This window comes from Kitasatospora nipponensis (genome assembly GCF_039528135.1).
GTDB classification, from domain to species: Bacteria; Actinomycetota; Actinomycetes; order Streptomycetales; family Streptomycetaceae; genus Kitasatospora; species Kitasatospora nipponensis.
In genome coordinates, this window is record NZ_BAAALF010000014.1 from 24,491 (window position 1) to 46,558 (window position 22,068).

The 22,068-nt window shown below is 72.0% G+C and carries 15 protein-coding genes; 9 read left to right on the forward strand and 6 right to left on the reverse strand.

Annotated elements, in window-relative coordinates:
- Positions 1 to 126 precede the first annotated feature (126 nt).
- The 4 genes from lgt (at position 127) to ABD323_RS06920 (ending at position 8,757) form a co-directional block, all read left to right on the forward strand.
- Positions 127 to 1,200: a prolipoprotein diacylglyceryl transferase gene (gene lgt / locus ABD323_RS06905; protein WP_344440321.1), complete on the forward strand. Its 1,074-nt coding sequence runs from the start codon at positions 127 to 129 to the stop codon at positions 1,198 to 1,200.
- Positions 1,201 to 1,393: 193 nt separating this feature from the next.
- A complete protein-coding gene (locus tag ABD323_RS06910; protein WP_344440322.1) occupies positions 1,394 to 2,137 on the forward strand; it encodes a VIT1/CCC1 transporter family protein in 744 nt (247 codons plus the stop codon).
- Positions 2,138 to 2,702: 565 nt separating this feature from the next.
- Positions 2,703 to 7,304 carry a glutamate synthase large subunit gene (gene gltB, locus ABD323_RS06915; RefSeq protein ID WP_425555887.1) on the forward strand — a complete coding sequence of 1,534 codons (4,602 nt, stop codon included), beginning with the start codon at positions 2,703 to 2,705 and terminating at the stop codon, positions 7,302 to 7,304.
- Positions 7,297 to 8,757, forward strand: a complete 1,461-nt coding sequence (locus tag ABD323_RS06920; RefSeq protein ID WP_344440324.1) for a glutamate synthase subunit beta — start codon at positions 7,297 to 7,299, stop codon at positions 8,755 to 8,757. The genes gltB and ABD323_RS06920 overlap by 8 nt, the downstream gene beginning before the upstream one ends.
- A gap of 213 nt (positions 8,758 to 8,970) precedes the next feature.
- On the opposite strand, the gene ABD323_RS06925 is transcribed toward ABD323_RS06920, so the two are convergent.
- Positions 8,971 to 9,423 carry a hypothetical protein gene (locus tag ABD323_RS06925; RefSeq protein WP_344440325.1) on the reverse strand — a complete coding sequence of 151 codons (453 nt, stop codon included), beginning with the start codon at positions 9,421 to 9,423 and terminating at the stop codon, positions 8,971 to 8,973.
- A gap of 48 nt (positions 9,424 to 9,471) precedes the next feature.
- Positions 9,472 to 10,455: an ArsR/SmtB family transcription factor gene (locus tag ABD323_RS06930; RefSeq protein WP_344440326.1), complete on the reverse strand. Its 984-nt coding sequence runs from the start codon at positions 10,453 to 10,455 to the stop codon at positions 9,472 to 9,474.
- A 105-nt stretch (positions 10,456 to 10,560) separates the two neighbouring features.
- Here ABD323_RS06930 and ABD323_RS06935 point away from each other — a divergent pair, with 105 nt between their 5' ends.
- The 4 genes from ABD323_RS06935 (at position 10,561) to ABD323_RS06950 (ending at position 14,812) form a co-directional block, all read left to right on the forward strand.
- The gene (locus tag ABD323_RS06935) at positions 10,561 to 11,883 is read left to right on the forward strand and encodes an MFS transporter (RefSeq protein ID WP_344440327.1); all 1,323 of its coding nucleotides are present in this window, start codon (positions 10,561 to 10,563) and stop codon (positions 11,881 to 11,883) included.
- 140 nt (positions 11,884 to 12,023) lie between these two features.
- Positions 12,024 to 12,893, forward strand: a complete 870-nt coding sequence (locus ABD323_RS06940; protein WP_344440328.1) for a helix-turn-helix domain-containing protein — start codon at positions 12,024 to 12,026, stop codon at positions 12,891 to 12,893.
- Positions 12,894 to 12,936: 43 nt separating this feature from the next.
- The gene (locus ABD323_RS06945; RefSeq protein WP_344440329.1) at positions 12,937 to 14,394 is read left to right on the forward strand and encodes an aldehyde dehydrogenase family protein; all 1,458 of its coding nucleotides are present in this window, start codon (positions 12,937 to 12,939) and stop codon (positions 14,392 to 14,394) included.
- Positions 14,395 to 14,500: 106 nt separating this feature from the next.
- Positions 14,501 to 14,812, forward strand: a complete 312-nt coding sequence (locus tag ABD323_RS06950; protein WP_344440330.1) for a hypothetical protein — start codon at positions 14,501 to 14,503, stop codon at positions 14,810 to 14,812.
- A gap of 116 nt (positions 14,813 to 14,928) precedes the next feature.
- Here the strand turns inward: ABD323_RS06950 and ABD323_RS06955 are convergent, their stop codons facing one another.
- From ABD323_RS06955 to ABD323_RS06970, 4 genes are all read right to left on the reverse strand, one after another.
- On the reverse strand, positions 14,929 to 16,755 hold the full coding sequence (locus tag ABD323_RS06955) for a bifunctional metallophosphatase/5'-nucleotidase (protein WP_344440331.1): 1,827 nt from the start codon (positions 16,753 to 16,755) through the stop codon (positions 14,929 to 14,931).
- 185 nt (positions 16,756 to 16,940) lie between these two features.
- On the reverse strand, positions 16,941 to 17,564 hold the full coding sequence (locus ABD323_RS06960) for a hypothetical protein (protein WP_344440332.1): 624 nt from the start codon (positions 17,562 to 17,564) through the stop codon (positions 16,941 to 16,943).
- The gene (locus tag ABD323_RS06965; RefSeq protein WP_344440333.1) at positions 17,551 to 19,218 is read right to left on the reverse strand and encodes a VWA domain-containing protein; all 1,668 of its coding nucleotides are present in this window, start codon (positions 19,216 to 19,218) and stop codon (positions 17,551 to 17,553) included. The genes ABD323_RS06960 and ABD323_RS06965 overlap by 14 nt, the downstream gene beginning before the upstream one ends.
- Positions 19,218 to 20,342 (reverse strand): hypothetical protein, encoded by a 1,125-nt coding sequence (locus ABD323_RS06970; RefSeq protein ID WP_344440334.1) that lies wholly within the window; start codon positions 20,340 to 20,342, stop codon positions 19,218 to 19,220. Before ABD323_RS06970 ends, ABD323_RS06965 begins: the two co-directional genes overlap by 1 nt.
- Before the next feature lie 241 nt (positions 20,343 to 20,583).
- On the opposite strand from ABD323_RS06970, the gene pyk reads away from it, so the two are divergent.
- Positions 20,584 to 22,029, forward strand: a complete 1,446-nt coding sequence (gene pyk / locus ABD323_RS06975; RefSeq protein WP_344440335.1) for a pyruvate kinase — start codon at positions 20,584 to 20,586, stop codon at positions 22,027 to 22,029.
- Positions 22,030 to 22,068 lie beyond the last annotated feature (39 nt).

A 22,068-nucleotide genomic window follows, 5' to 3' on the forward strand; every position in this document is an offset into this window, starting at 1 on the left:
GGACGCTCACCGCCGCCGGCCGAGCGCGCCGGGGTCCACCACGGGCCCCGGCGCGCCGCTGTGTCCGAACCGGTACCACGGGCGGTGCGGGGACGCAGGTCACGACACGGTAGCGTCGGTGCTGCCATGAATATCGCTTACATTCCGAGCCCGTCGCGGGGCGTGATCCATCTCGGACCGCTGCCGCTGCGCGCGTACGCCTTCTGCATCATCATCGGTGTCGTCGTGGCCGTCTGGCTCGGCAGCAAGCGCTGGGTCGCCCGGGGCGGTGCCAAGCACACGGTCGGCGACATCGCGGTCTGGGCGGTGCCGTTCGGCCTGGTCGGCGGCCGGCTCTACCACGTGATCACCGACCACCAGCTCTACTTCGACCCGGGCCAGAACCCCTGGAACGCCTTCAAGATCTGGGAGGGTGGCCTCGGCATCTGGGGGGCGATCGCGCTCGGCGCGGTCGGCGCCTGGATCGGCTGCCGCCGCCGGGGCGTGCCGCTGCCTGCCTACGCCGACGCCATCGCCCCCGGCATCGCGCTGGCCCAGGCGTGCGGGCGCTGGGGCAACTGGTTCAACCAGGAGCTGTACGGCAAGGCCACCACGCTGCCCTGGGGTCTGGAGATCCACAAGGTCGAGGCCGACGGCACGGTCGTCAACGGGGTCTTCCAGCCGACCTTCCTCTACGAGTCGCTCTGGTGCGTGGGCGTGGCGCTGCTGGTGCTCTGGGCGGACCGCCGCTTCACGCTGGGCCACGGCCGGGCGTTCGCGCTCTACGTCGCCGCGTACACGGTGGGCCGGGCCTGGATCGAGTACCTGCGGATCGACGAGGCGCACCACGTGCTGGGCCTGCGGATCAACGACTGGGTGGCGATCGTCGTCTTCATCGGCGCCGTCACCTACCTGGTGATCGCCGGGCGCCTGCGGCCCGGCCGCGAGGCGCCGGACTCCATCGACCCCGCCGCCCGGCTGGAGGGCCCGCAGGACGCGCCCGCCGATGCCGAGCCGACCGCCGACGCCGAGCCGGCCGAGGGTGTCGCGGGAGCCGGAGCCGGAGCCGGAGCCGGAGCCGGAACGGAGGCCGGGGAGGCTGCGGGGGGCGAGGACGCCGACGCCGACGCCGACCCGGTCGCCGAACCGGACGCCGGGTCGCCGTCCGAGTCGACCTCCGGCACGACGTCCGGCACGAAGGAGAACGGCACCTCCGCCTGAGACCCGCAGCCACCCGACACCACAGCCCGCCTGACCGCGGGTCAGCAGAGCCCCGGAGCGCCAGCGTTCCGGGGCTTTCGTCGCCCTCTCGACGAAACCGCAGGTCAGCGAGGTAAGCCAGGGCTTGCTTGCTGGAAACCATTCGGCCATTCGGACTAACTTCAAGTGAGAACCGACTGGAGGCCGCAGAGATATGAGCGTGACTGTCACCGAACGCGCACCCGAGGAGTCCCCCCTGCCGCGGATTCCGGCCGAGGGCCACCACCGCGACGTCAACGGCGGCTGGCTGCGCCCGGCGGTCTTCGGCGCGATGGACGGACTGGTCTCCAACCTCGCGCTGATGACCGGCGTGGTCGGCGGCGCGGCGAGCAGCGGCACCGTGATCCTGACGGGTCTGGCAGGCCTGGCGGCCGGCGCCTGCTCGATGGCGGCGGGGGAGTACACCTCGGTCGCCTCGCAGCGCGAGCTGGTCGAGGCCGAGATCGAGGCCGAGCGGATCGAGCTGCCCCGCAACCCCAGCGGCGAGCTGGCGGAGCTCGCCGAGCTCTACGTCAGCCGGGGCGTGGAGCCGGCCCTGGCCCACGAGGTGGCCCGCCAGCTCTCCCGCGACCCGCTCCAGGCGCTGGAGATCCACGCCCGCGAGGAGCTCGGGATCGACCCGCACGACCTGCCCAGCCCGCTGGTCGCCGCCTTCTCCTCCTTCGGCTGCTTCGCGCTCGGCGCGCTGCTGCCGCTGCTGCCCTACCTGCTCGGAGCGACCTCGCTGCTGCCCGCGCTGCTGCTCGCGGTGCTCGGCCTCTTCCTGTGCGGCGCGGTGGTGGCCCGGGTGACGGCCCGCAGCTGGTGGTTCAGCGGCATGCGCCAGCTGGTGCTGGGCGGGGCCGCGGCCGGCGTGACCTACCTGCTGGGCTACCTGATCGGCGGCCACGTCGGCTGACCCGAGCAGCCCCGACCGCTCTGACCGCTCTGACCGCTCTGACCGCTCTGACCGCTCTGACCGCCGACCGCTGATCGCCGCACGCTGATCGCTGACCGCGTCCGGCCGCGTCCGGCCGGTCACCCCGCCCGTCCCCGGCCCGTCGCCCGGGGGCGGGCGGCGCTGTGTGGAACATCACTCGCCACTCCGCATAACCATGCACAAGCTTCGGCCGTTCGGGGGACCGGCCATCGGTCCGATGCCTGGAGGCGCCCCGCCGGCGTGCAATCGCAGGCAGCCCGGGTGAGCTCCGGCGACCTGGGGGTTTCGCCCCTGTTTCGGGCCCCTCGCCACAGGGCAGACTGAGGGGAGCGTGCGGACGGTCTCGCGTCCCGCCTCCCCGAAGTTACTGGTAGGTAACAGCCTCTGAGCTGGGGTTGTGTCCGCCATGTGGACGAAAGATTCCACTTCCCGGGATATCCGGCATCATGTAACCTGCACGAAATCGCAGAGGGCCAACGTCGTCCCTGTTGCACAAGCACCTTTTGCCAAGACGACGACGGGAGAGCCGATGCTGTCTGCATCCATGCACTCCGCCAACGAGCCCCAGGGCAGCGCCTCGCGTTCCCCCTATGCGCTCGTTCCGGATGCGCGACCTGCTGCTCAGGGCCTGTACGACCCGCGAAACGAGCACGACGCCTGCGGCGTCGGCTTCGTCGCCACGCTGACCGGCATCGCCGACCACACCATCGTCGAGCAGGCGCTCACCGTCCTGCGCAACCTGGAGCACCGCGGCGCCACCGGCGCCGAGCCGGACTCCGGTGACGGCGCGGGCATCCTGACCCAGATCCCGGACGCCTTCCTGCGCGCCAACACCGCCTTCGAGCTGCCGGCCGCCGGCAGCTACGCGGTCGGCATCGCCTTCCTCCCGGACGAGGACGCCGCCGACGCCGCCGCGGTCGCCGCCATCGAGGCCATCGCCGCCGACGAGGACGTGCGGGTGCTGGGCTGGCGCGAGGTCCCGACGGCTCCCGACCTGCTGGGCGCCACCGCCCGCTCGGTGATGCCGCGCTTCCGCCAGCTCTTCCTGGCCAAGGACGGCCTGACCGGCCTCGAGCTGGACCGCACCGCCTTCGTCGTGCGCAAGCGCGCCGAGCGCGAGGCCGGGGTGTACTTCCCCTCGCTCTCCGCCCGCACCATCATCTACAAGGGCATGCTCACCACCGGGCAGCTGGAGCCGTTCTTCCCCGACCTCTCGGACCGGCTCTACGCCTCCGCGATCGGCCTGATCCACTCCCGCTTCTCCACCAACACCTTCCCGAGCTGGCCGCTCGCCCACCCGTACCGGTTCGTCGCGCACAACGGTGAGATCAACACCGTCAAGGGCAACCGGAACTGGATGACGGCCCGCGAGTCGCAGCTGGTCACCGACGTGATCCCGGCCAACAAGAACGGCCAGGGGCTCAGCCGGATCTTCCCGATCTGCACCCCCGACCACTCCGACTCGGCCTCCTTCGACGAGGTCCTGGAGCTGCTCCACCTGGGCGGGCGCTCGCTGCCGCACTCGGTGCTGATGATGATCCCGGAGGCCTGGGAGAACCACGCCACCATGGAGCCGGCCCGGCGGGCCTTCTACCAGTACCACTCCAACCTGATGGAGCCCTGGGACGGCCCGGCCTGCGTCACCTTCACCGACGGCACCCAGATCGGCGCCGTGCTGGACCGCAACGGCCTGCGCCCGGCCCGCTACTGGATCACCGAGGACGGCCTGGTCGTGCTCTCCTCCGAGGTCGGCGTGCTCGACCTCGAGCAGGACAAGGTGGTCCGCAAGGGCCGCCTGCAGCCCGGCAAGATGTTCCTGATCGACACCGAGCAGCACCGGATCGTCGAGGACGAGGAGATCAAGTCGGCGCTGTCCGCCGAGCACCCCTACGCCGAGTGGCTGGAGGCCGGCCAGATCCAGCTCTCCAAGCTGCCCGAGCGCGAGCACATCGTGCACACCCACGCCTCGGTCACCCGTCGCCAGCAGACCTTCGGTTACACCGAGGAGGAGCTGCGCGTCATCATCGCCCCGATGGCCAGGACCGGTGGCGAGGCGCTCGGCTCGATGGGCACCGACTCGCCCATCGCCGCGCTCTCCGAGAAGCCCCGGCTGCTCTTCGACTACTTCGTGCAGCTCTTCGCGCAGGTCACCAACCCGCCGCTGGACGCCATCCGCGAGGAGCTCGTCACCTCGCTGCTCAGCAACCTGGGCCCCGAGGGCAACCTGCTGGCCGCCGAGTCGGCCGCCTGCCGCTCGGTCGGGATGCCGTTCCCGGTGATCGACAACGACGAGCTCGCCAAGCTGATCCACATCAACGCCGACGGCGACCAGCCCGGCCTCAAGGCCGTCACGCTCTCGGGCCTCTACCGGGTCTCCGGCGGCGGCGAGGCGCTCGCCGCCCGGCTGTCGGCCATCGCCGCCGAGGCGGACGCCGCGATCGCGGACGGCGCGCGGATCATCGTGCTCTCCGACCGCCACTCGGACGCCGAGCACGCCCCGATCCCCTCGCTGCTGCTCACCTCCGCGGTGCACCACCACCTGATCCGCACCAAGCAGCGCACCAAGGTCTCGCTGCTGGTCGAGGCCGGTGACGTGCGCGAGGTCCACCACGTGGCCCTGCTGATCGGCTACGGCGCCGGCGCGGTCAACCCGTACCTGGCCATGGAGACGGTCGAGGACCTGGTCGCCCAGGGTGTCTTCATCGAGGGCATCGAGGCCGACAAGGCGATCCGCAACCTGATCAAGGCGCTCGGCAAGGGCGTGCTCAAGGTGATGTCCAAGATGGGCATCTCCACCGTCGCCTCCTACCGCGGCGCGCAGGTCTTCGAGGCCATCGGCCTCTCCCAGGAGACCGTGGACACCTACTTCGCCGGCACCACCAGCAAGCTCGGTGGCATCGGCCTGGAGGAGGTCGCCAAGGAGACCGCGGCCCGGCACGCCAAGGCCTACCCGGCCTCCGGCATCGCCGCCGCGCACCGCGCGCTGGAGATCGGCGGCGAGTACCAGTGGCGCCGCGAGGGCGAGCCGCACCTGTTCGACCCGGACACCGTCTTCCGGCTGCAGCACTCCACCCGCAGCCGCCGCTACGACATCTTCAAGCAGTACACCGAGCGGGTGAACGAGCAGTCGCAGCGCCTGATGACGCTGCGCGGCCTCTTCCAGCTCGACGCCCAGGGCCGCACCCCGATCTCCGTCGACGAGGTCGAGCCGGTCTCCGAGATCGTCAAGCGCTTCTCCACCGGCGCGATGTCCTACGGCTCGATCTCGATGGAGGCGCACGAGACGCTCGCCATCGCGATGAACCGCCTGGGCGGCAAGTCCAACACCGGGGAGGGCGGCGAGGACCCCGAGCGCCTCTACGACCCGCAGCGCCGCTCGGCGATCAAGCAGGTCGCCTCCGGCCGCTTCGGCGTCACCAGCGAGTACCTGGTCAACGCCGACGACATCCAGATCAAGATGGCCCAGGGCGCCAAGCCCGGCGAGGGCGGCCAGCTGCCCGGCCACAAGGTCTACCCGTGGGTGGCCAAGACCCGGCACTCCACCCCGGGCGTGGGCCTCATCTCCCCGCCGCCGCACCACGACATCTACTCCATCGAGGACCTCGCCCAGCTGATCCACGACCTCAAGAACGCCAACCCGGCGGCCCGCATCCACGTGAAGCTGGTCTCCGAGGTCGGCGTGGGCACGGTCGCGGCCGGCGTCTCCAAGGCGCACGCGGACGTCGTCCTGGTCTCCGGTCACGACGGCGGCACCGGCGCCTCGCCGCTCACCTCGCTCAAGCACGCCGGCGGCCCCTGGGAGCTGGGCCTGGCCGAGACGCAGCAGACCCTGCTGCTCAACGGCCTGCGCGACCGGATCGTGGTGCAGACCGACGGCCAGCTCAAGACCGGCCGCGACGTGGTCATCGCCGCGCTGCTCGGCGCCGAGGAGTTCGGCTTCGCGACCGCCCCGCTGGTGGTCTCGGGCTGCATCATGATGCGCGTGTGCCACCTGGACACCTGCCCGGTCGGCGTCGCCACCCAGAACCCGGTGCTGCGCGAACGCTTCTCCGGCAAGCCCGAGTTCGTGGTCAACTTCTTCGAGTTCATCGCCGAGGAGGTCCGCGAGATCCTCGCCGAGCTCGGCTTCCGCTCGATCGAGGAGGCCGTCGGCCGCGCCCACCACATCGACGCGACCGCCGCCGTCGACCACTGGAAGGCCGCCGGGCTAGACCTGGCCCCGCTGCTGCACGTGCCCGAGCTGCCCGAGGGCGCCGCCCTGCACTGCACCACCGTGCAGGACCACGCGCTCGACAAGGCGCTCGACAACCAGCTGATCGAGCTGAGCCAGGACGCCCTGGAGCGCGGCGACGCGGTCCGCATCCAGCTGCCGATCCGCAACGTCAACCGCACGGTGGGCACCATGCTCGGCCACCAGGTGACCAGCCGCTACCGCGGTGAGGGCCTGCCCGAGGGCACCATCGACGTGACCTTCACCGGCTCGGCCGGCCAGTCCTTCGGCGCCTTCGTGCCGCGCGGCATCACGCTGCGCCTGGAGGGCGACGCCAACGACTACGTCGGCAAGGGCCTGTCGGGCGGCGTGATCGTGGTCCGCCCCGCGCGGGACGCGGCCGCCATCGGCGCCGACGCGCAGGCGCACGTGATCGCCGGCAACACCATCGGCTACGGTGCCACCAGCGGCCGGATCCACCTGCGCGGCAAGGCCGGCGAGCGGTTCGCGGTCCGCAACTCCGGTGCCACCCTGGTGGTGGAGGGCGTGGGCGACCACGGCCTGGAGTACATGACCGGCGGCCGGGTCCTGGTGCTCGGCGAGACCGGCCGCAACCTGGCCGCGGGCATGTCCGGCGGCATCGCGTACGTCCTCGACCTGCGCCCGGCCAATGTCAACGGCGGTATGGTCGGCATCGAGGCCCCGGACGCGAACGACCGCGAATGGCTGCGCGAGACCGTGCAGCAGCACTACGAGGAGACCGGCAGCACCGTCGCCGCCGAGCTCCTGGCGGACTGGGGCAGCGGGGTCTCCCGCTTCTCCAAGATCATGCCGACCGACTACAAGGCTGTGCTCGCCGCCAAGGACGCCGCTGAGCGCGATGGACTCTCCGAGTCCGAGACCACTCGCAAGATGATGGAGGCGGCACATGGCTGACCCCAAGGGCTTCCTGACCACGGCCAAGCAGCTCGCCGAGCGCCGTCCGGTGGACGTGCGGCTGCGGGACTGGAACGAGGTCTACGTCGAGCGCAGCCTGCTGCCGATCATCACCAAGCAGGCCGGCCGATGCATGGACTGCGGCATCCCGTTCTGCCACAACGGCTGCCCGCTGGGGAACCTGATCCCCGAGTGGAACGACCTCGCCTACCGGGACGACTGGACCGGCGCGATCGAGCGGCTGCACGCGACCAACAACTTCCCGGAGTTCACCGGGCGGCTCTGCCCGGCGCCCTGCGAGTCGGCCTGCGTGCTGGGGATCAACCAGGACGCGGTGACCATCAAGAACGTCGAGGTCACCATCATCGACAAGGCCTGGGACCGCGGCGGCGTCGCCGCCCAGGCGCCCGAGCGGCTGTCGGGCAAGACGGTCGCCGTGGTCGGCTCCGGGCCGGCCGGCCTGGCCGTCGCCCAGCAGCTCACCCGGGCCGGGCACACCGTGGTGGTGTACGAGCGCGCCGACCGGATCGGCGGCCTGCTGCGCTACGGCATCCCCGAGTTCAAGATGGAGAAGCGCCACATCAACCGCCGCATCGAGCAGATGCGCGCGGAGGGCACCCGGTTCCGCACCGGCGTGCACGTCGGCGAGGACATCACCGGCCAGCAGCTGCGCGAGCGCTTCGACGCCGTCGTGGTCGCCGCCGGTGCCACCACCGCCCGCGACCTGCCGGTGCCCGGACGCGAACTGGGCGGCATCCACCAGGCGATGGAGTACCTGCCGCTGGCCAACAAGGTCCAGGAGGGCGACTTCGTCGAGGCGCCGATCAGCGCCAAGGGCAAGCACGTCATCGTGATCGGCGGCGGTGACACCGGTGCCGACTGCCTGGGCACCGCGCTGCGCCAGGGGGCGGCCTCGGTCACCCAGCTGGAGATCATGCCGCGCCCCGGCGACGAGCGCCCCGGCCACCAGCCCTGGCCGACGATGCCGATGACCTACAAGGTGACCTCCGCGCACGAGGAGGGCGGCGAGCGGGTCTACGCCGTCAACACCACCCACTTCACCGGGGACGAGGACGGGAACGTCGCCGAACTCCACCTGGTCGAGGTGGAGTTCAAGGACGGACGGTTCGAGCCGGTGCCCGGCACCGAGCGCGCGATCCCGGCCCAGCTGGTCACCCTGGCGATGGGCTTCACCGGCACCGACGTGACCAACGGCCTCGTCGAGCAGCTCGGCGTGGAGCTCGACGCGCGCGGCAACGTGGCGCGCGACGACCGCTTCGCCACCAACGCGGACGGCGTGTACGTCTGCGGGGACGCCGGGCGCGGCCAGTCGCTGATCGTCTGGGCGATCGCCGAGGGCCGCTCGGCCGCCGCCGCCGTGGACCGCTACCTGGGCGGCAAGACCGCGCTGCCCGCACCGATCCGCCCCACCGACCGCCCGCTGGTGGTCTGACCCCCCGACCGCTCCACCCGCACCACCACCCTCCCGCACACCGCTTGCTTCGGCAGGCTGCACCAAACCGTTGAACCGTCAGTGCCGCCGGTCCCAACGGAGCGTCAGAACGGCGCCTGCCCCCTCCCCGACCAAGCTGGGGGCAGGTGCCGTTGTCGTGCCCCCTGCTTTCTGCCGCCCGCAGGCGAGCGGGCGGGGGTCGTCAGGTGGCGGTCAGGCTGTTTCCCGGGGAGCGAGGCGGTCGGCGACGAGCTTGGCCGTCTTCTCTCCCGCCCGCTGCTTGATGAGCCCCTCCTTGGCCGCGCCACGCACGGTCGCAGCGGTGCGCCGCGGCCCCTGGTCGGTCAGGCTGACGGTGATCACGACCGGGTTCATGTTCCCGAATCCGCCCCCGACGACCGCTCGCACGGCTCGTGCCCGCGCGGGCCCGGTGTCCGCCGCGCCCAGCAGCTGCCCCGCCCCGGCCAGGACGGTGGCGACGTGGTCGGCGGCGGCCTCCAGCGGCATGGCGAGCGTCAGCTCGATCTCGTGGACGTTCTTCCGCAGGAGCCTGGCCGCGAACGTCGCCCCTCGCCGGCCGCCGCCGCGACTGCCGCCGATCCCACCGCCGATCGCCCCCAGATCGCCCATCGCCGCCGCCAGGATCCGGTCCTCGTCATCGAACATGGCGGCAGCGTACTGTGCGGCCCTGACGCCGCCGTCGGCCGGCCGGGCTCAGCTGTCCGGGGAGACCAGGGCCTGGGCAAGGGTGGTGCGCAGGTAGAGGACGGTGCGGCCGGTGCGGTGGCGGGTGACCAGGCCGGCGGCGTGCAGGACGGCCAGGTGGTGGGCCACGTTGGGGGCCGACTGGCCGGTGCGCAGGGCGAGTTCGGTGGTGGAGGCGGGGGCGCCCAGCTCGGTCAGGACCTGCGCGCGACCGCGTCCCAGCAGGTCGGCCAGGGCCTGCGGGGGTGCCTGGCCACCGCGCTCCCAGAGGGTGGCGATGCCGCGCGGCGGATAGACCAGCCCCGGCTGCAGGGAGCGGTCGGCGACCTCGAAGACCGCGCCCGGCCAGATGAAGACCGAGGGGACCAGGACCAGCCCGCTGCCCGCCTCCAGGCTGTGTTCCTCGGCGAGCCGGCGCTGGGCGATCCGCAGCCGGTCGGCCTGCCAGCTCACCTTGGGGTGCAGGTCCTCGAAGAGCGCGCCCGGGCCGCCGGCCGCCATCCGCCGGGCCCGGTGCAGGATCTCGCCCTCCAGCAGGTGCTCGATCCGCGGCCAGTGCGGCTCCACGGCGGCCGTCCAGAACGCCCGCAGCTCCCCGGCCAGCCGGGCCAGCCCGCCCGGCGGGTCGGCGTACAGCTCGGCCACCAGCGGCGGCAGCGGGCCCGGCAGCCGGTCCAGCTGGGCGCGCACCACGGCGGGCGCGGCGCCGCTCACCTGGGCGAGCTCCTCCTCGAAGCCGCGGGCGGTGGCGGCGGGCACCGGGGTGACGAAGTCCGGCAGGTACCAGGCCGGCATCGGGACCAGCTGGGAGAGCAGCTCGTAGCGCACCCCGTCGGCGGCCAGCCGCCGCCGGGTGGCGCTCACCCAGGGCAGGTGGACGGCCCGGGCGCCGGCGTCCTTGAGGACCTGGACGCCGGCCACCACCTCGCGCAGCCGGGAGCAGGCGAAGCGGGTGGCGGCGACGTCCTGGGCGGAGAAGCGGACGCTGATCACGGGACGGTCCCTGGTGTCGACGGGGGCGAGGCTTCGGAGGGCGGTGAGGATTCGATCAGGACGAAATCTCTGGGCACCGGTGATCATGCCCCACAGGCTCGTCCCATGACCAGGACCCTCACCCCCGCCCCAGCCGCCCCACCCGCCGGCACGGTCGCCGAGCGCCTGGGCCTGCCCCGGACCGCCGGCCGGCGCCCGCTGATCGGCTCGCACCTGGTCGACAGCCTGGGCACCGGGCTGGTGCTCACCTTCGTGGTCGTCTACTTCGTGCGCAGCACCGCGCTGCCCGTCGCCGAGGTCGGCGCCTCGATCACGCTCGCCCGGCTGCTCGCGCTGCCCACCGCGATCGTCACCGGCCGGCTGATCGACCGCTTCGGCGCCCGGGCCACCGCCGCCGCCGGCAACGCCGTCTCCGCGCTCGCCTACGCCGGCTTCCTGGCCACCCACCAGGCCTGGCAGATCGTGCTGGTGAGCTGGCTGGCCCAGGTCGGGGCGGTGATGTACTGGACCTCCAGCACCGGCCTGGTGGTGCTCGCCGCGGGGGAGGGGGAGCGCACCCGCTGGTTCGCCCTGGTGCAGACGCTGCGCAACACGGGCCTGGGGATCGGCGCCGCGCTCGGCTCGCTGGTGCTCGGCGCGGGCGGCACCGGCGGGCTGCGGCTGCTGGTCGTGCTGAACGCCGTCAGCTACCTGGTCGCCACCGTCCTGCTCGCCCTGTGGCGCCCGGCGGCGGGGGCAGCGGCGGCGGCCGGGGCGCAGGCAGCGGCGCAGGCCGGGGCCGGGAGCGCGACAGCGGCCGGCCCGACCCCGACGCCGTCCGCGGGCGGCTACCGCACGGTGCTGCGCGACGGCCGCTACCTGCTGCTGGTCGGCATCAACCTCAGCAACGTCTTCGGTTCGATGATCACCAGCATGCTGCTGGCCGTCTACCTGGTGCAGTCCCTGCACCGCCCGGCCTGGCTGGCCGGCTCGCTGCTGATGATGAACGGCGTGCAGGTCGTGCTCACCCAGGCCCCGGTGGCCCGCCGGCTGGAGCACCTGCGCCCCACCCGGGTGCTCGCCGCCGCGTTCCTGCTCAACGCCCTCGCCTTCGCCCTCTACGCCGCGCTCGCCGCCGCCCCCGGGGTGCTGGTGGTGGCCGGCCTGTACGCGGCGACCTTCCTCTACACGGTGGCCGAGACGGTGGGCACCCCGTTCTCCGAGGAGCTCAGCGTCAGCCTGGCCCGGCCCGACCTGCGCGGGCGCTACCTGGGCGTCTACCAGCTCTCCTGGAACACCGGGCAGGCGCTCGCCCCCGGCCTGCTCACGCTGCTGCTGGACCGCGGCGCGCTCTGGCCCTGGCTCTTCCTGACGCTCCTCGCGCTGGCCGCCGTCCCGGCCCTGCTGCTGCTCGAACGCCTCGGTGGGCGCCCGCCGTTGGCGCGCTGAGCGCGGGCGCGGCGGTGCGGGACGCGGGCCGGCGCCCGGTGCCGCCGGGCCTCCCGGCGAACTCACAGCTTGCCTGCCGGTGCTTGTGACAGTGCGACATGGCAGACTGCGCCCGTGGCGGCGCCAGGGGAGGAAGCGCGATGAGCGGCATGGGGCAGACCGGGAGCGGGGTGACGGTGCGCCGGCTGCTGCTGGGGTCCCAGTTGCGCCGGCTGCGCGAGGCCAGGGGCGTCACCCGGGAGGACGCCGGGTACGAGATCAGGGCCTCCGAGTCGAAGATCGGCCGGATGGAGCTGGGCCGGGTCAGCTTCAAGGAGCGTGACGTCGCCGACCTGCTGACCCTGTACGGCGTGGCCGACGAACGGCACCGCGGCGAACTGCTCGGCATGGTCCGCACCGCCAACGCCCAGCCCTGGTGGCACCAGTACGCCGACGTGGTGCCCGGCTGGTTCCAGACCTACCTCGGCTTCGAGGAGGCGGCCGGCACCATCGCCTCCTACGAGGTCCAGCACGTGCCCGGCCTGCTGCAGACCGAGAGCTACGCCCGCGCGGTGATCCGGCTCGGCTTCCGCACCGCGCCCGAGGCCGAGATCGAGCGCCGGGTCGAGGTGCGGATGCGCCGCCAGCGGCTGCTCGCCGGCCCGGACGCGCCCCGGCTGCTGACCGTCGTGGACGAGGCCGCGCTGCGCCGCCCGTGCGGCGGACCCGAGGTGATGCGCGGTCAGCTCGCCCGCCTGCTCGAGCTGGCCGAGCAGCCCTGGCTGGAGCTCCAGGTGATGCCGCTGGGCTTCGACGGGCTCTCCGCGGAGAGCGGCGCCTTCTCGCTGCTGGGCTTCCCCGAACCGGACCTGCCGGACGTGGTCTACCTCGAACAGTTCACCACCGCGCTCTACCTGGACCGCCCGCGCGAGGTCGCCGAGTACAGCGCCACCCTGGACCGGCTGCGGGCCGACAGCCTCAGCCCGGCGCGAAGCTTGGAGCTTCTGGGGAGTCTGCTCCAAGAAGCCTGAGAGATCAGTACGATGATCCCCAGTCAGCTCGAAGGGGAATCAGGTGTCCTACTTTTCCGATCTCGCGCTCCAGTACATCGACGGTGAGTGGCGCCCGGGCAGCGGGTCCTGGGACATCGTGGACATCAACCCCTACAACGGCGAGAAGCTCGCCTCGATCACCGTGGCCACCGTCGCGGAGGTCGACCAGGCGTACCGGGCGGCCGAGCGCGCCCAGCGCGCCTGGGCGCGGACCAACCCCTACGCCCGCCGGCTGGTCTTCGAGCGCGCGCTGCGGATCATCGAGGAGCGCGAGCGGGAGATCACCGAGACCATCATCGCCGAACTCGGTGGCACCCACCTGAAGGCCGGCTTCGAGCTCGCCCTGTCCAAGGACATGCTGCGCGAGGCGATGCAGGTGGCGCTGCGCCCCGAGGGGCGGATCCTGCCCTCGCCGGTCGACGGCAAGGAGAACCGCCTCTACCGGCTGCCGGTCGGCGTGGTCGGGGTGATCAGCCCCTTCAACTTCCCGCTCTTCCTGTCGCTGAAGGCGGTCGCCCCGGCGCTCTCGCTGGGCAACGCGGTCGTGCTCAAGCCGCACCAGGACGCCCCGATCACCGGTGGCACCCTGATCGCGAAGATCTTCGAGGAGGCCGGGCTGCCGGCCGGCCTGCTGAACGTGGTGGTCACCGACATCGCCGAGATCGGCGACGCGCTGCTGGAGCACCCGGTCCCCAAGGCGATCTCCTTCACCGGCTCGGACCGGGTCGGCCGGCACGTGGCCACCGTGGCCGCCTCGCACTTCAAGCGCTCGGTGCTGGAGCTCGGGGGCAACAGCGCGCTGATCGTGCTGGACGACGCCGACCTGGACTACGCGGTGGACGCCGCCGTCTTCAGCCGCTTCGCGCACCAGGGCCAGGTCTGCATGGCCGCCAACCGGGTGCTGGTGGACCGCAGCGTGCTGGCCGCCTTCACCGAGAAGTTCGTCGCCAAGACCGCCTCGCTCAAGGTCGGCGACCCGGCCGACCCCGGCACCCAGATCGGCCCGCTGATCAACACCACCCAGGCCGACGCGCTCACCGCGCAGGTCGACCAGGCGGTCGCCGAGGGCGCGAGGGTGCTGCTGCGCGGAGCGACGGTGGGCACCCTGATGGACCCCGTGGTGCTGACCGACCTGGCCCCCGGCGCGGCCATCGCGCGCCGCGAGCTGTTCGGCCCGGTCGTCCTGCTGATCCCCTTCGACGGCGAGGAGGAGGCGGTGGCGATCGCCAACGACACGCCGTTCGGCCTCAGCGGCGCCGTGCACACCGGGGACATCGAGCGCGGGGTGCGGCTGGCCCAGCGGATCGAGACCGGGATGATCCACGTCAACGACGGCACCATCCACGACGAGCCGATCGTCCCGTTCGGTGGCGAGAAGAACTCCGGGGTGGGGCGGCTCAACGGCGAGTCCACGGTGGACGCCTTCACCACGGTCAAGTGGATCTCGATCCAGCACGGGCGCAGCCGCTTCCCGTTCTGATCCCCGGTGTCGGGGCCCCGGGACCCGGGGCCCGGGTGGGCCCTTCGGGTGAAATGCGGCGGACCTGGACATACCATCGCAGAGGGGCGTCGATGGGAGGCCAGGGATGACCAAGCGACCGACCGGAAAACCGAGTGCGAAGCTGCGCCGGGGCACCCAGGAACTGCTGGAACGACGGGGCATGGCCGCCGGGGTCGGTGGCAGGCCGCGGGCCTTCGGGCCGGTCCTGCACACCGCCACCAAGGGCGGCACGGGCGTCGCCACCCACGGCACGTACGCGGCGCTGACCGGCATGGACACCTTCAGCCACGGCGGCCGGCGGCTGCCGGAGGAACGGGCGCTCACCGGCGCGCTCCCCGCGCACACCGAGCTCAAGGGGCACCGCCACCGCGGCGCCGAGCAGCACTCCAAGCACTAGGGCCCGAGGACTGGCCGGGAAGAGCGCCAGTCGACCGAGGGGCCCCCGTACCGGCTGTCGCCGGCGCGGGGGCCCCTCGGGTCGTGGTGGTGCGGTGGGACGCGGGGCGCGGCGGCCTAGAAGACCGGGACGCCCGCGCGCACCAGGCGCCAGCCGACCGTGGCGAAGTCCGCCGGGTCGATGACGCCCTTGGCCTTCACCCAGGCGATCATGGTGTTGCGGATCTCGTCCGAGCTGGTCCACACCTGCTGGGCCGCCGCCACGTGCGGGAAGTTGCCGCCGCCGTTGGCACGGTAGTTGTTCACCGCCAGCACGAACTGCGCGGCCGGGTCGACCGGCTTGCCCGCGTAGGACAGGTTGACGATCCGCGAACCGACCGGCTGCGAGATGTCGATGTCGTACGAGACGCCGTACACCGAGTCGTAGTTGTAGTCCGGGGTGTTCTGCTGGTTGGTCAGCGTGGCCTTGTCCACCGGGGCGCCCGGGGCCAGCTGGGCGAAGTACTTCGCGGAGTACTCCAGGTAGTCCTTGATCTGGGCACCCGTCATCAGACGGGCCTCCAGGGTGTTCTCGTAGATGTACAGGCCCGCCGCGTCCCGCAGCTTGACCGTGCCGGCCGGGATGTCGGCGGTGCGGTTGAACGGCGCGGCCTGCGCCAGCACCGGCAGGGTGGCGTAGCTGGTGGAGGCCAGCGCGGCCTTCACGGTGTCCTGCTGCACCTTGCCGATCAGGTCGATGATCGGCACGTCCTGGTAGGGCGCGAGCGCGATCGACAGGTCGGTCTTGCTGGTGCCGATCACCTGGTTCACGTAGGTGACGACGGTGTCGTGCTGGGCCTTGATCAGCTTGACGATCTCCGGGTCCTCGTCGACCGTGTTGGTGTTCAGCACCCGGGCGCTGAGCGAGGTGACCGACCAGGCACCGTTGTCGAGCGTCACCTCGAAGTCGAAGCAGCTCAGCCGCTCGCCCCAGCAGAGCGGCTCGGAGAGCACCACGGTCTTGCCGGTGGTCTTGTTGACCACCAGGCGCTGGGCCACCTCCTTGTGGGTGTGGCCCACCAGCACCGCGTCGATCCCGGGGACCTGGGCGGCCATGTCACCGGAGGCGTCCTCCGGGAAGGGGAGCTGGTCGCCGTAGGAGGACGGCTCGTCGATGCCCGAGTGCGCCGCCACCACGATGACGTCCGCGCCGGCCGCCTTCAGCTTCGGCACGTAGATCTTCGCGGCCTCCACGATGCCGTTGAAGGTCATCTTGCCGGCCACGTTGGCCTTGTCCCAGATCGCGATGCCCGGGTTGGTCAGGCCCAGGATGCCGACCTTGAGCGGGCGGTCGCCGCCCAGGTGCAGGGTCTTGATGACGTAGGGCGGGAAGGCCGGCTTCTCGTTCTTGGCGTACAGCGCGTTGGCGCCCAGCAGCGGGAAGTCCAGCTGCTCCTCGAAGGCGCGCACGGTCTCGATGCCGTAGTTGAACTCGTGGTTGCCCAGCGCCGCCGCGTCGTAGCCCATGTTGTTCATGGCGGTCGCCATCGGGTGCTCGGGGACCTCGTCCGCGTCGCTGGCGATCGGGTCGACCCGGGCGTAGTAGTAGCTCAGCTGAGTGCCCTGGATGATGTCGCCGGCGTCGATGAGCAGGGTGCGGTCCCAGCCCTTGTCGTCGCGGACCTGGTTCACCAGGGTGGAGACCTTCGCCAGGCCGACCGCGTTCTTCTGCGCGTCCTTGTAGACCGCGTCGGTGAAGTAGTCCCAGTTGACCGCGTGCCCGTGCAGGTCGGTGGTGCCCATGACGGTGAAGTGCGCGGTGTGCGGCTTGCGCTTGCGGCTGTCCGGCTCGGCGGCCTGGGCAGCCGCGGGGTCGGCGGCGGCCACCGACAGGCCTCCCACCATGGCGGCGCCGGCCGCGGTCACGGCGGACCGCGTGACGAAGTCGCGACGGTTCAGGGGCATGAGGTCACTCCAGGACTCTTCGACGGAAGCGGGCACACGTCTCTGACGCGCCGCCAGCAGGTGACGCGCGTAGAGGAACGCGCGTAGAAGTCTGCCCTCCCGAGGCGCCCACGACCAGCCCCTGGACGTTACCGCCAGGTGAGGAGTTGGGGACCGCGGCGTGACGCGGTGCCCGTGCCGGGGCCTCAGAGCGGCGGGAGGTCCCCCAGCAGGCGCCCCGCCAGCGCGGCGAACTCGGCGGCCGGCTCCTCGCCCTGCGGCTCCAGGCGCCACCAGGACCGGGCCCGCTCGTAGCGGTCCAGCGCGCCCGGCAGCGACTCGCGCACCACCGGGCCCAGCGCCACCGCGGTGGCGGCACTGAGCCGGTCCGCCACCGCCGCCACCAGCTGGCGCGCGGCGCCCGCCTGCGGCTCCGGCCAGCCCGCCCGCGCCACCCGCTCGCGCTGCGCCGCCAGTTCGCGGCGCAGCTGGGCCGCCAGCTCGGCCGGGGGCAGGGTGGGCGGCAGGGTCGGCGTCGGGACGGGTGGTCGCTCCCGGATCTCGCCCCCGGCCGTGCCTTCGCAGGTGACCTCGCCCTCGCCCGGCCCCGAGCTCGGCCCCGAGCTCGGCCCCGAGCCCGACCCTTGGGCTCCCGGGAAGGTCAGCCCCAGCACCGCCCCCGCCGCGTACAGCCCGCCGGAGACCGCCGCCGTCCACGGCCCGATCCCCTCCGCCACCCCCAGCCCGACCCCGGCCAGCGCCGCCGCGCTGCCCAGGAAGTGCGCCCGGGAGCCGAACCAGGCCGGTGGCCGCGGCCTACTGGTAGCCACGGATGTCCTCGAAGACGCCGTCCAGCGAGCCCGACATCCCGTCGAACAGCTTGCCGCCGGTGGTGTCCGCGATGCCCTGCAACTGCTGCTTGGCCGCGTCCCCGAAGAGGATCGGGAAGACCGGCACCGCCTGGCCGGCCGGCGGCAGCGCCTGGTAGAACTTCGCGAAGTCGCCCGCCGAGGCGCCCTCGTTGCTCTCCCCGTCGGTCATCAGCACGATCGAGGTGAAGCGGTCGTCACCGGCGGCCGCCTGCTGCTTGGCCACCAGCTTGTACGCCTCCTCCAGCGAGCTGTAGATCGCCGTGCCGCCGTCCGCCGACAGGCTCTGCACGTCGGCGTTGATCGCCGCGAGTTCGGGCTGCGGCTCCTTCTGCGGCACCTGGTGGGTCTTCTCCCACTTGACCGAGTCGGCGAAGGAGAGCAGCGTCACCTCCTCGCGGTCGCGGAACCGCTGCTCGCCGCGCGGGTCGTTGGAGCCCGTCAACTGCCCCAGCGCCTGCTTCAGTTTGGCCAGCCGGTCGCCCTCCATCGAGCCGGAGGTGTCCAGCACGTAGACCGTCCGCGAGGGCCGGCGCAGCTGGTTCTGGTAGGTCGCGAGCAGCGCGTCCGCGACCGCCCGGCTGCCGGGGAAGGGCAGTTCGGCGCGCGGGTCGCCCGGCAGCCCCGCGCCGGGTCCCACGCCCGGACCGATCGGCCGGCGCGCGGTGACGTCCGAGATCTTGCGCTGCACGTCGTCGCGGAGCAGGTAGGCGGTCAGCCGCTGGAAGGCGTCGCGGGCCGCGGCGGAGGAGGAGTTGAGCAGCGTCAGCGGGTAGTTGGCCGACACCACGCCGTCCAGCGGGCGGATCACGGTCAGCTGCGCGCCCGCGGGCAGCGTCCGGTTGAGCTCCATCAGCACCGACTCGTAGTTCACCAGCGCGCCCACCGAGGTGCCCGAGCCGCCCTGCGCGGAGCGCTGGTAGGCCTGCGCCAGCCAGCCCGAGGAGCCGGAGGTGAGCTTCTGGCCGGTGAAGAAGCGCTGCAGGTCGGGGGAGGCCTTGGTGATGTCGTCCTGGGTGAGGGCCGAGTTCGCCGCCGAGAACGCCGAGGCCAGCCCGACCAGCGCGGAGAAGCCGGAGTTGGAGCGCGAGGGGTCGGACATCCCGAAGGTGAGCTTCTCGGCCGCCACCGCCTGGCCGATCTGCGCCCAGGTGACCTTCGCCGGGTCCCAGCCCAGCGAGCTGAGCAGCGAGGTGCGCACGCCGATCGCCACCGGGGAGACCATCGTGGGGGTCTCCGAGAGCAGCTTGCCGGCGCCGGTCGGATCCAGCCGCAGGTAGTGGTTGGACGGGAACCAGAGCGCGTCGTAGGCCCCGTCGGCCCGGCCGGCGGCGACCGCGTCGGCGCCGTCCAGGGTGCCGGTGTAGGTGAACTGGACGCCCACCCCGGTCGCCTTCAGGGCGTCGTCGAGGATCGGCGTCATGTCCTGCAGTTCGCTGCCCCCCAGCACCTTGAGGGTCACGCTCGCGCCGACCGGGGCCGGGCCGTTCGAGCCGGTGACGCCGCTGGGCAGGGGGTCGGTGGGCCCCGGCCCGCTGGAGGTGCAGCCGGTCACCGCGGTCAGCAGCAGGGCCAGCGCGCCGAGCGCGGTCCGGCGGGTCAGGTGTGCGCGCATCAGTTGCTTCCCTTGGCTGCGTTGACCAGTTTCTGCAGGTTGTCGGTGGACGGCGGGGCCACCTGGAACGAGCCGATCCGGGTGACGTCCGCGGCGAATCCGGTGCCCCGCTCGCCCAGGGCCTGCACCATCGCCTGCGGGTCGCCGGAGGGCCGGAAGCCGAACCTGGCCGCCAGCTGCCGCAGGACGGGGTCGTTCTGCATCGCGGCGGCGAAGGGCTCGGCGTTCTTCGTCAACTCGACCACCGTGTGGTCACTCTGGATCGTGGTGTCGGGATAGAGCACGACGGTGTCCTGGGGCAGCTTGCCGGCGCGGGCCAGTCCGGCGGCCTCCGACTCGTAGGTCCAGATCAGCGGCCTGCCGACGCCGGACAGGAAGTCCCGGAAGAGTTCGTCACTACTGGCCAGCAGGGCGCCCTGGCTCTGCACCAGTTGCTTCAGAAGCGGTCCGACCCTGTCGATTCCGCTCTGGTCGGTGACCACCTGCTGGCCGTTCGCCAGGTAGGACATCACGGCCAGGTAGAGCGCGGCCGAGGAGGAGCTCGCCGGGTCGGTGGTGGAGATCAGCAGCTGGCCGCGCAGGTCCTTGCGGGTGCCCTGCGGATCGACCGCGCCCCAGGTCAGGTTGGCCGCCACGGCCTGCCGGTAGGCGTCCATGTCCAGCAGCTCGGCGCCGTCCTGACCGCTCTTCAGCAGTGGCGGCACCTTGCCCATCGGCCCGGCGACGCCGTTCCAGCTGTCCCGCAGCAGCAGGTCGACCGTGCTGCGGTTGGCGATCACCACCAGCGGCGAGTAGAACGGGCGCACCGGCACGCTGTTCAGGTCCTTGAGCGAGGACGTCGCGGTCGAGCTCGCCGGGAAGGCGAAGTCGTACGCGGTCGGCTTCGCGGCGACCTGCTGGGCCATCTGCCAGGAACCGGAGCTGGTCACATGGACGTCCAACTTGTCGTTGCGCAGCGCCTGCTGGACCTCGGGACTGTTGAAGAACTCGGTCTTCTCGGAGCCGATCAGCCCGGACACCCGGGTCAGTGCGGGTCCGGGCGAGTGCGGCCATCTGACCGCGATCACCACCCCCACGGCGGCCACCAGGACCACGGAAACGACCACTCCCAGTACACGCCGCACGGCGCACCCTCCCCCTAGGCCGGGATCCCCCGGACCCAGAGCCTCCCGCCACGGCCGGAGCGCCGACTGTCCGGGCAGTGAAGCGGGGGTGAACAAGCCTTCACGGATCAGCAACGGCCTCCCGTCGTCCGGTCAACTGTTCTTTCGTGCAACGGATGTCACGAGTCGTCAGAGAGTTCAGCCAAGCTTCCGACAGTGGTCATGCGACGGTCCGCCGGAACGTCGTTGTTACGCACCGGTAATGCATACGCTCGGAGCTATGCGCCGAGCAAAAATCGTCTGTACTCTCGGGCCCGCCACGGACTCGTACGACCAGATCAAGACCCTGGTCGACGCCGGGATGGACATCGCCCGCTTCAACCTGAGCCACGGCTCCCACGCCGAGCACGAGGAACGGTATCGCCGGGTCCGCAAGGCCGCCGACGAGACCGGCCGCAGTGTCGGCGTCCTGGTCGATCTTCAAGGTCCGAAGATCCGACTCGACACCTTCGCCGAGGGGCCGGTACTCCTCGAACGCGGCGACGAGTTCACCATCACGGTGGAGGACGTCCCCGGGGACAAGGAGATCTGCGGCACCACCTACAAGGGCCTGGCCGGCGACGTGTCGCGCGGCGAGCGGATCCTGATCGACGACGGTCGGGTCTGCCTGGAGGTCACCCACGTCGAGGGACCGCGGGTCCACTGCATCGTCATCGAAGGGGGCCTGGTCTCCGACCACAAGGGCCTCAACCTGCCCGGAGTCGCCGTCTCCGTGCCCGCGCTCAGCGACAAGGACGTCGCCGACCTGCGCTGGGCCCTGCGGATCGGCGCCGACCTGATCGCCCTCTCCTTCGTCCGCAGCGGCAAGGACATCGAGGACGTGCACACCGTGATGCGCGAGGAGGGCCGCTTCCTGCCCGTCATCGCCAAGGTGGAGAAGCCGCAGGCGGTGGAGAGCCTGGAGTCCATCGTCGACGCCTTCGACGGCATCATGGTCGCCCGCGGTGACCTGGGCGTCGAGATGCCGCTGGAGCAGGTGCCGCTGGTGCAGAAGCGGGCCATCAAGCTCGCCAAGCGCAACGCCAAGCCGGTCATCGTCGCCACCCAGATGCTCGACTCGATGATCAACGCCTCCCGGCCCACCCGCGCCGAGGCCTCCGACGTGGCCAACGCCGTGCTGGACGGCACCGACGCGGTGATGCTCTCCGGCGAGACCTCGGTGGGCAAGTACCCGATCGAGACGGTCAAGACCATGGGCCGGATCATCGAGGCGGTCGAGGAGGAGGTGCTGGCCGCCGGCCTGCCCCCGCTCACGGTCCGCAACAAGCCGCGCACCCAGGGCGGCGCGGTGGCCCGGGCCGCCGCCGAGATCGGCGACTTCCTGGGCGCCAAGTACCTGATCGCCTTCACCCAGAGCGGCGACACCGCCCGCCGGTTGACCCGCTACCGCTCGCCGATCCCGGTGCTCGCCTTCACCTACGAGCCCGCCGTGCGCAGCCAACTGGCGCTGACCTGGGGCGTGGAGACCTTCCTCGGCCCGTTCGTGCCGACCACCGACGAGATGGTCGCCCAGGTCGACGCCCAGCTGCTGAGCCTGGGTCGCTGCCAGCGCGGCGACATCGTCATCATCACGGCCGGCTCGCCCCCCGGCCTCTCCGGCTCCACCAACCTGGTCCGCGTCCACCACGTGGGCGAGTTGGACAACTGACCACCCGATCCCGGCGGGCCCCCGGCAACCCCGGGCGCC

Coding starts and splice junctions, on each gene's coding strand:
- lgt (WP_344440321.1), top strand. CDS start 127: ATGAATATCGCTTACATTCCGAGCCCGTCGCGGGGCGTGATCCATCTC.
- ABD323_RS06910 (WP_344440322.1), top strand. CDS start 1,394: ATGAGCGTGACTGTCACCGAACGCGCACCCGAGGAGTCCCCCCTGCCG.
- gltB (WP_425555887.1), top strand. CDS start 2,703: ATGCACTCCGCCAACGAGCCCCAGGGCAGCGCCTCGCGTTCCCCCTAT.
- ABD323_RS06920 (WP_344440324.1), top strand. CDS start 7,297: ATGGCTGACCCCAAGGGCTTCCTGACCACGGCCAAGCAGCTCGCCGAG.
- ABD323_RS06925 (WP_344440325.1), bottom strand. CDS start 9,423: ATGTTCGATGACGAGGACCGGATCCTGGCGGCGGCGATGGGCGATCTG.
- ABD323_RS06935 (WP_344440327.1), top strand. CDS start 10,561: ATGACCAGGACCCTCACCCCCGCCCCAGCCGCCCCACCCGCCGGCACG.
- ABD323_RS06940 (WP_344440328.1), top strand. CDS start 12,024: ATGAGCGGCATGGGGCAGACCGGGAGCGGGGTGACGGTGCGCCGGCTG.
- ABD323_RS06950 (WP_344440330.1), top strand. CDS start 14,501: ATGACCAAGCGACCGACCGGAAAACCGAGTGCGAAGCTGCGCCGGGGC.
- ABD323_RS06955 (WP_344440331.1), bottom strand. CDS start 16,755: ATGCCCCTGAACCGTCGCGACTTCGTCACGCGGTCCGCCGTGACCGCG.
- ABD323_RS06965 (WP_344440333.1), bottom strand. CDS start 19,218: ATGCGCGCACACCTGACCCGCCGGACCGCGCTCGGCGCGCTGGCCCTG.
- pyk (WP_344440335.1), top strand. CDS start 20,584: ATGCATACGCTCGGAGCTATGCGCCGAGCAAAAATCGTCTGTACTCTC.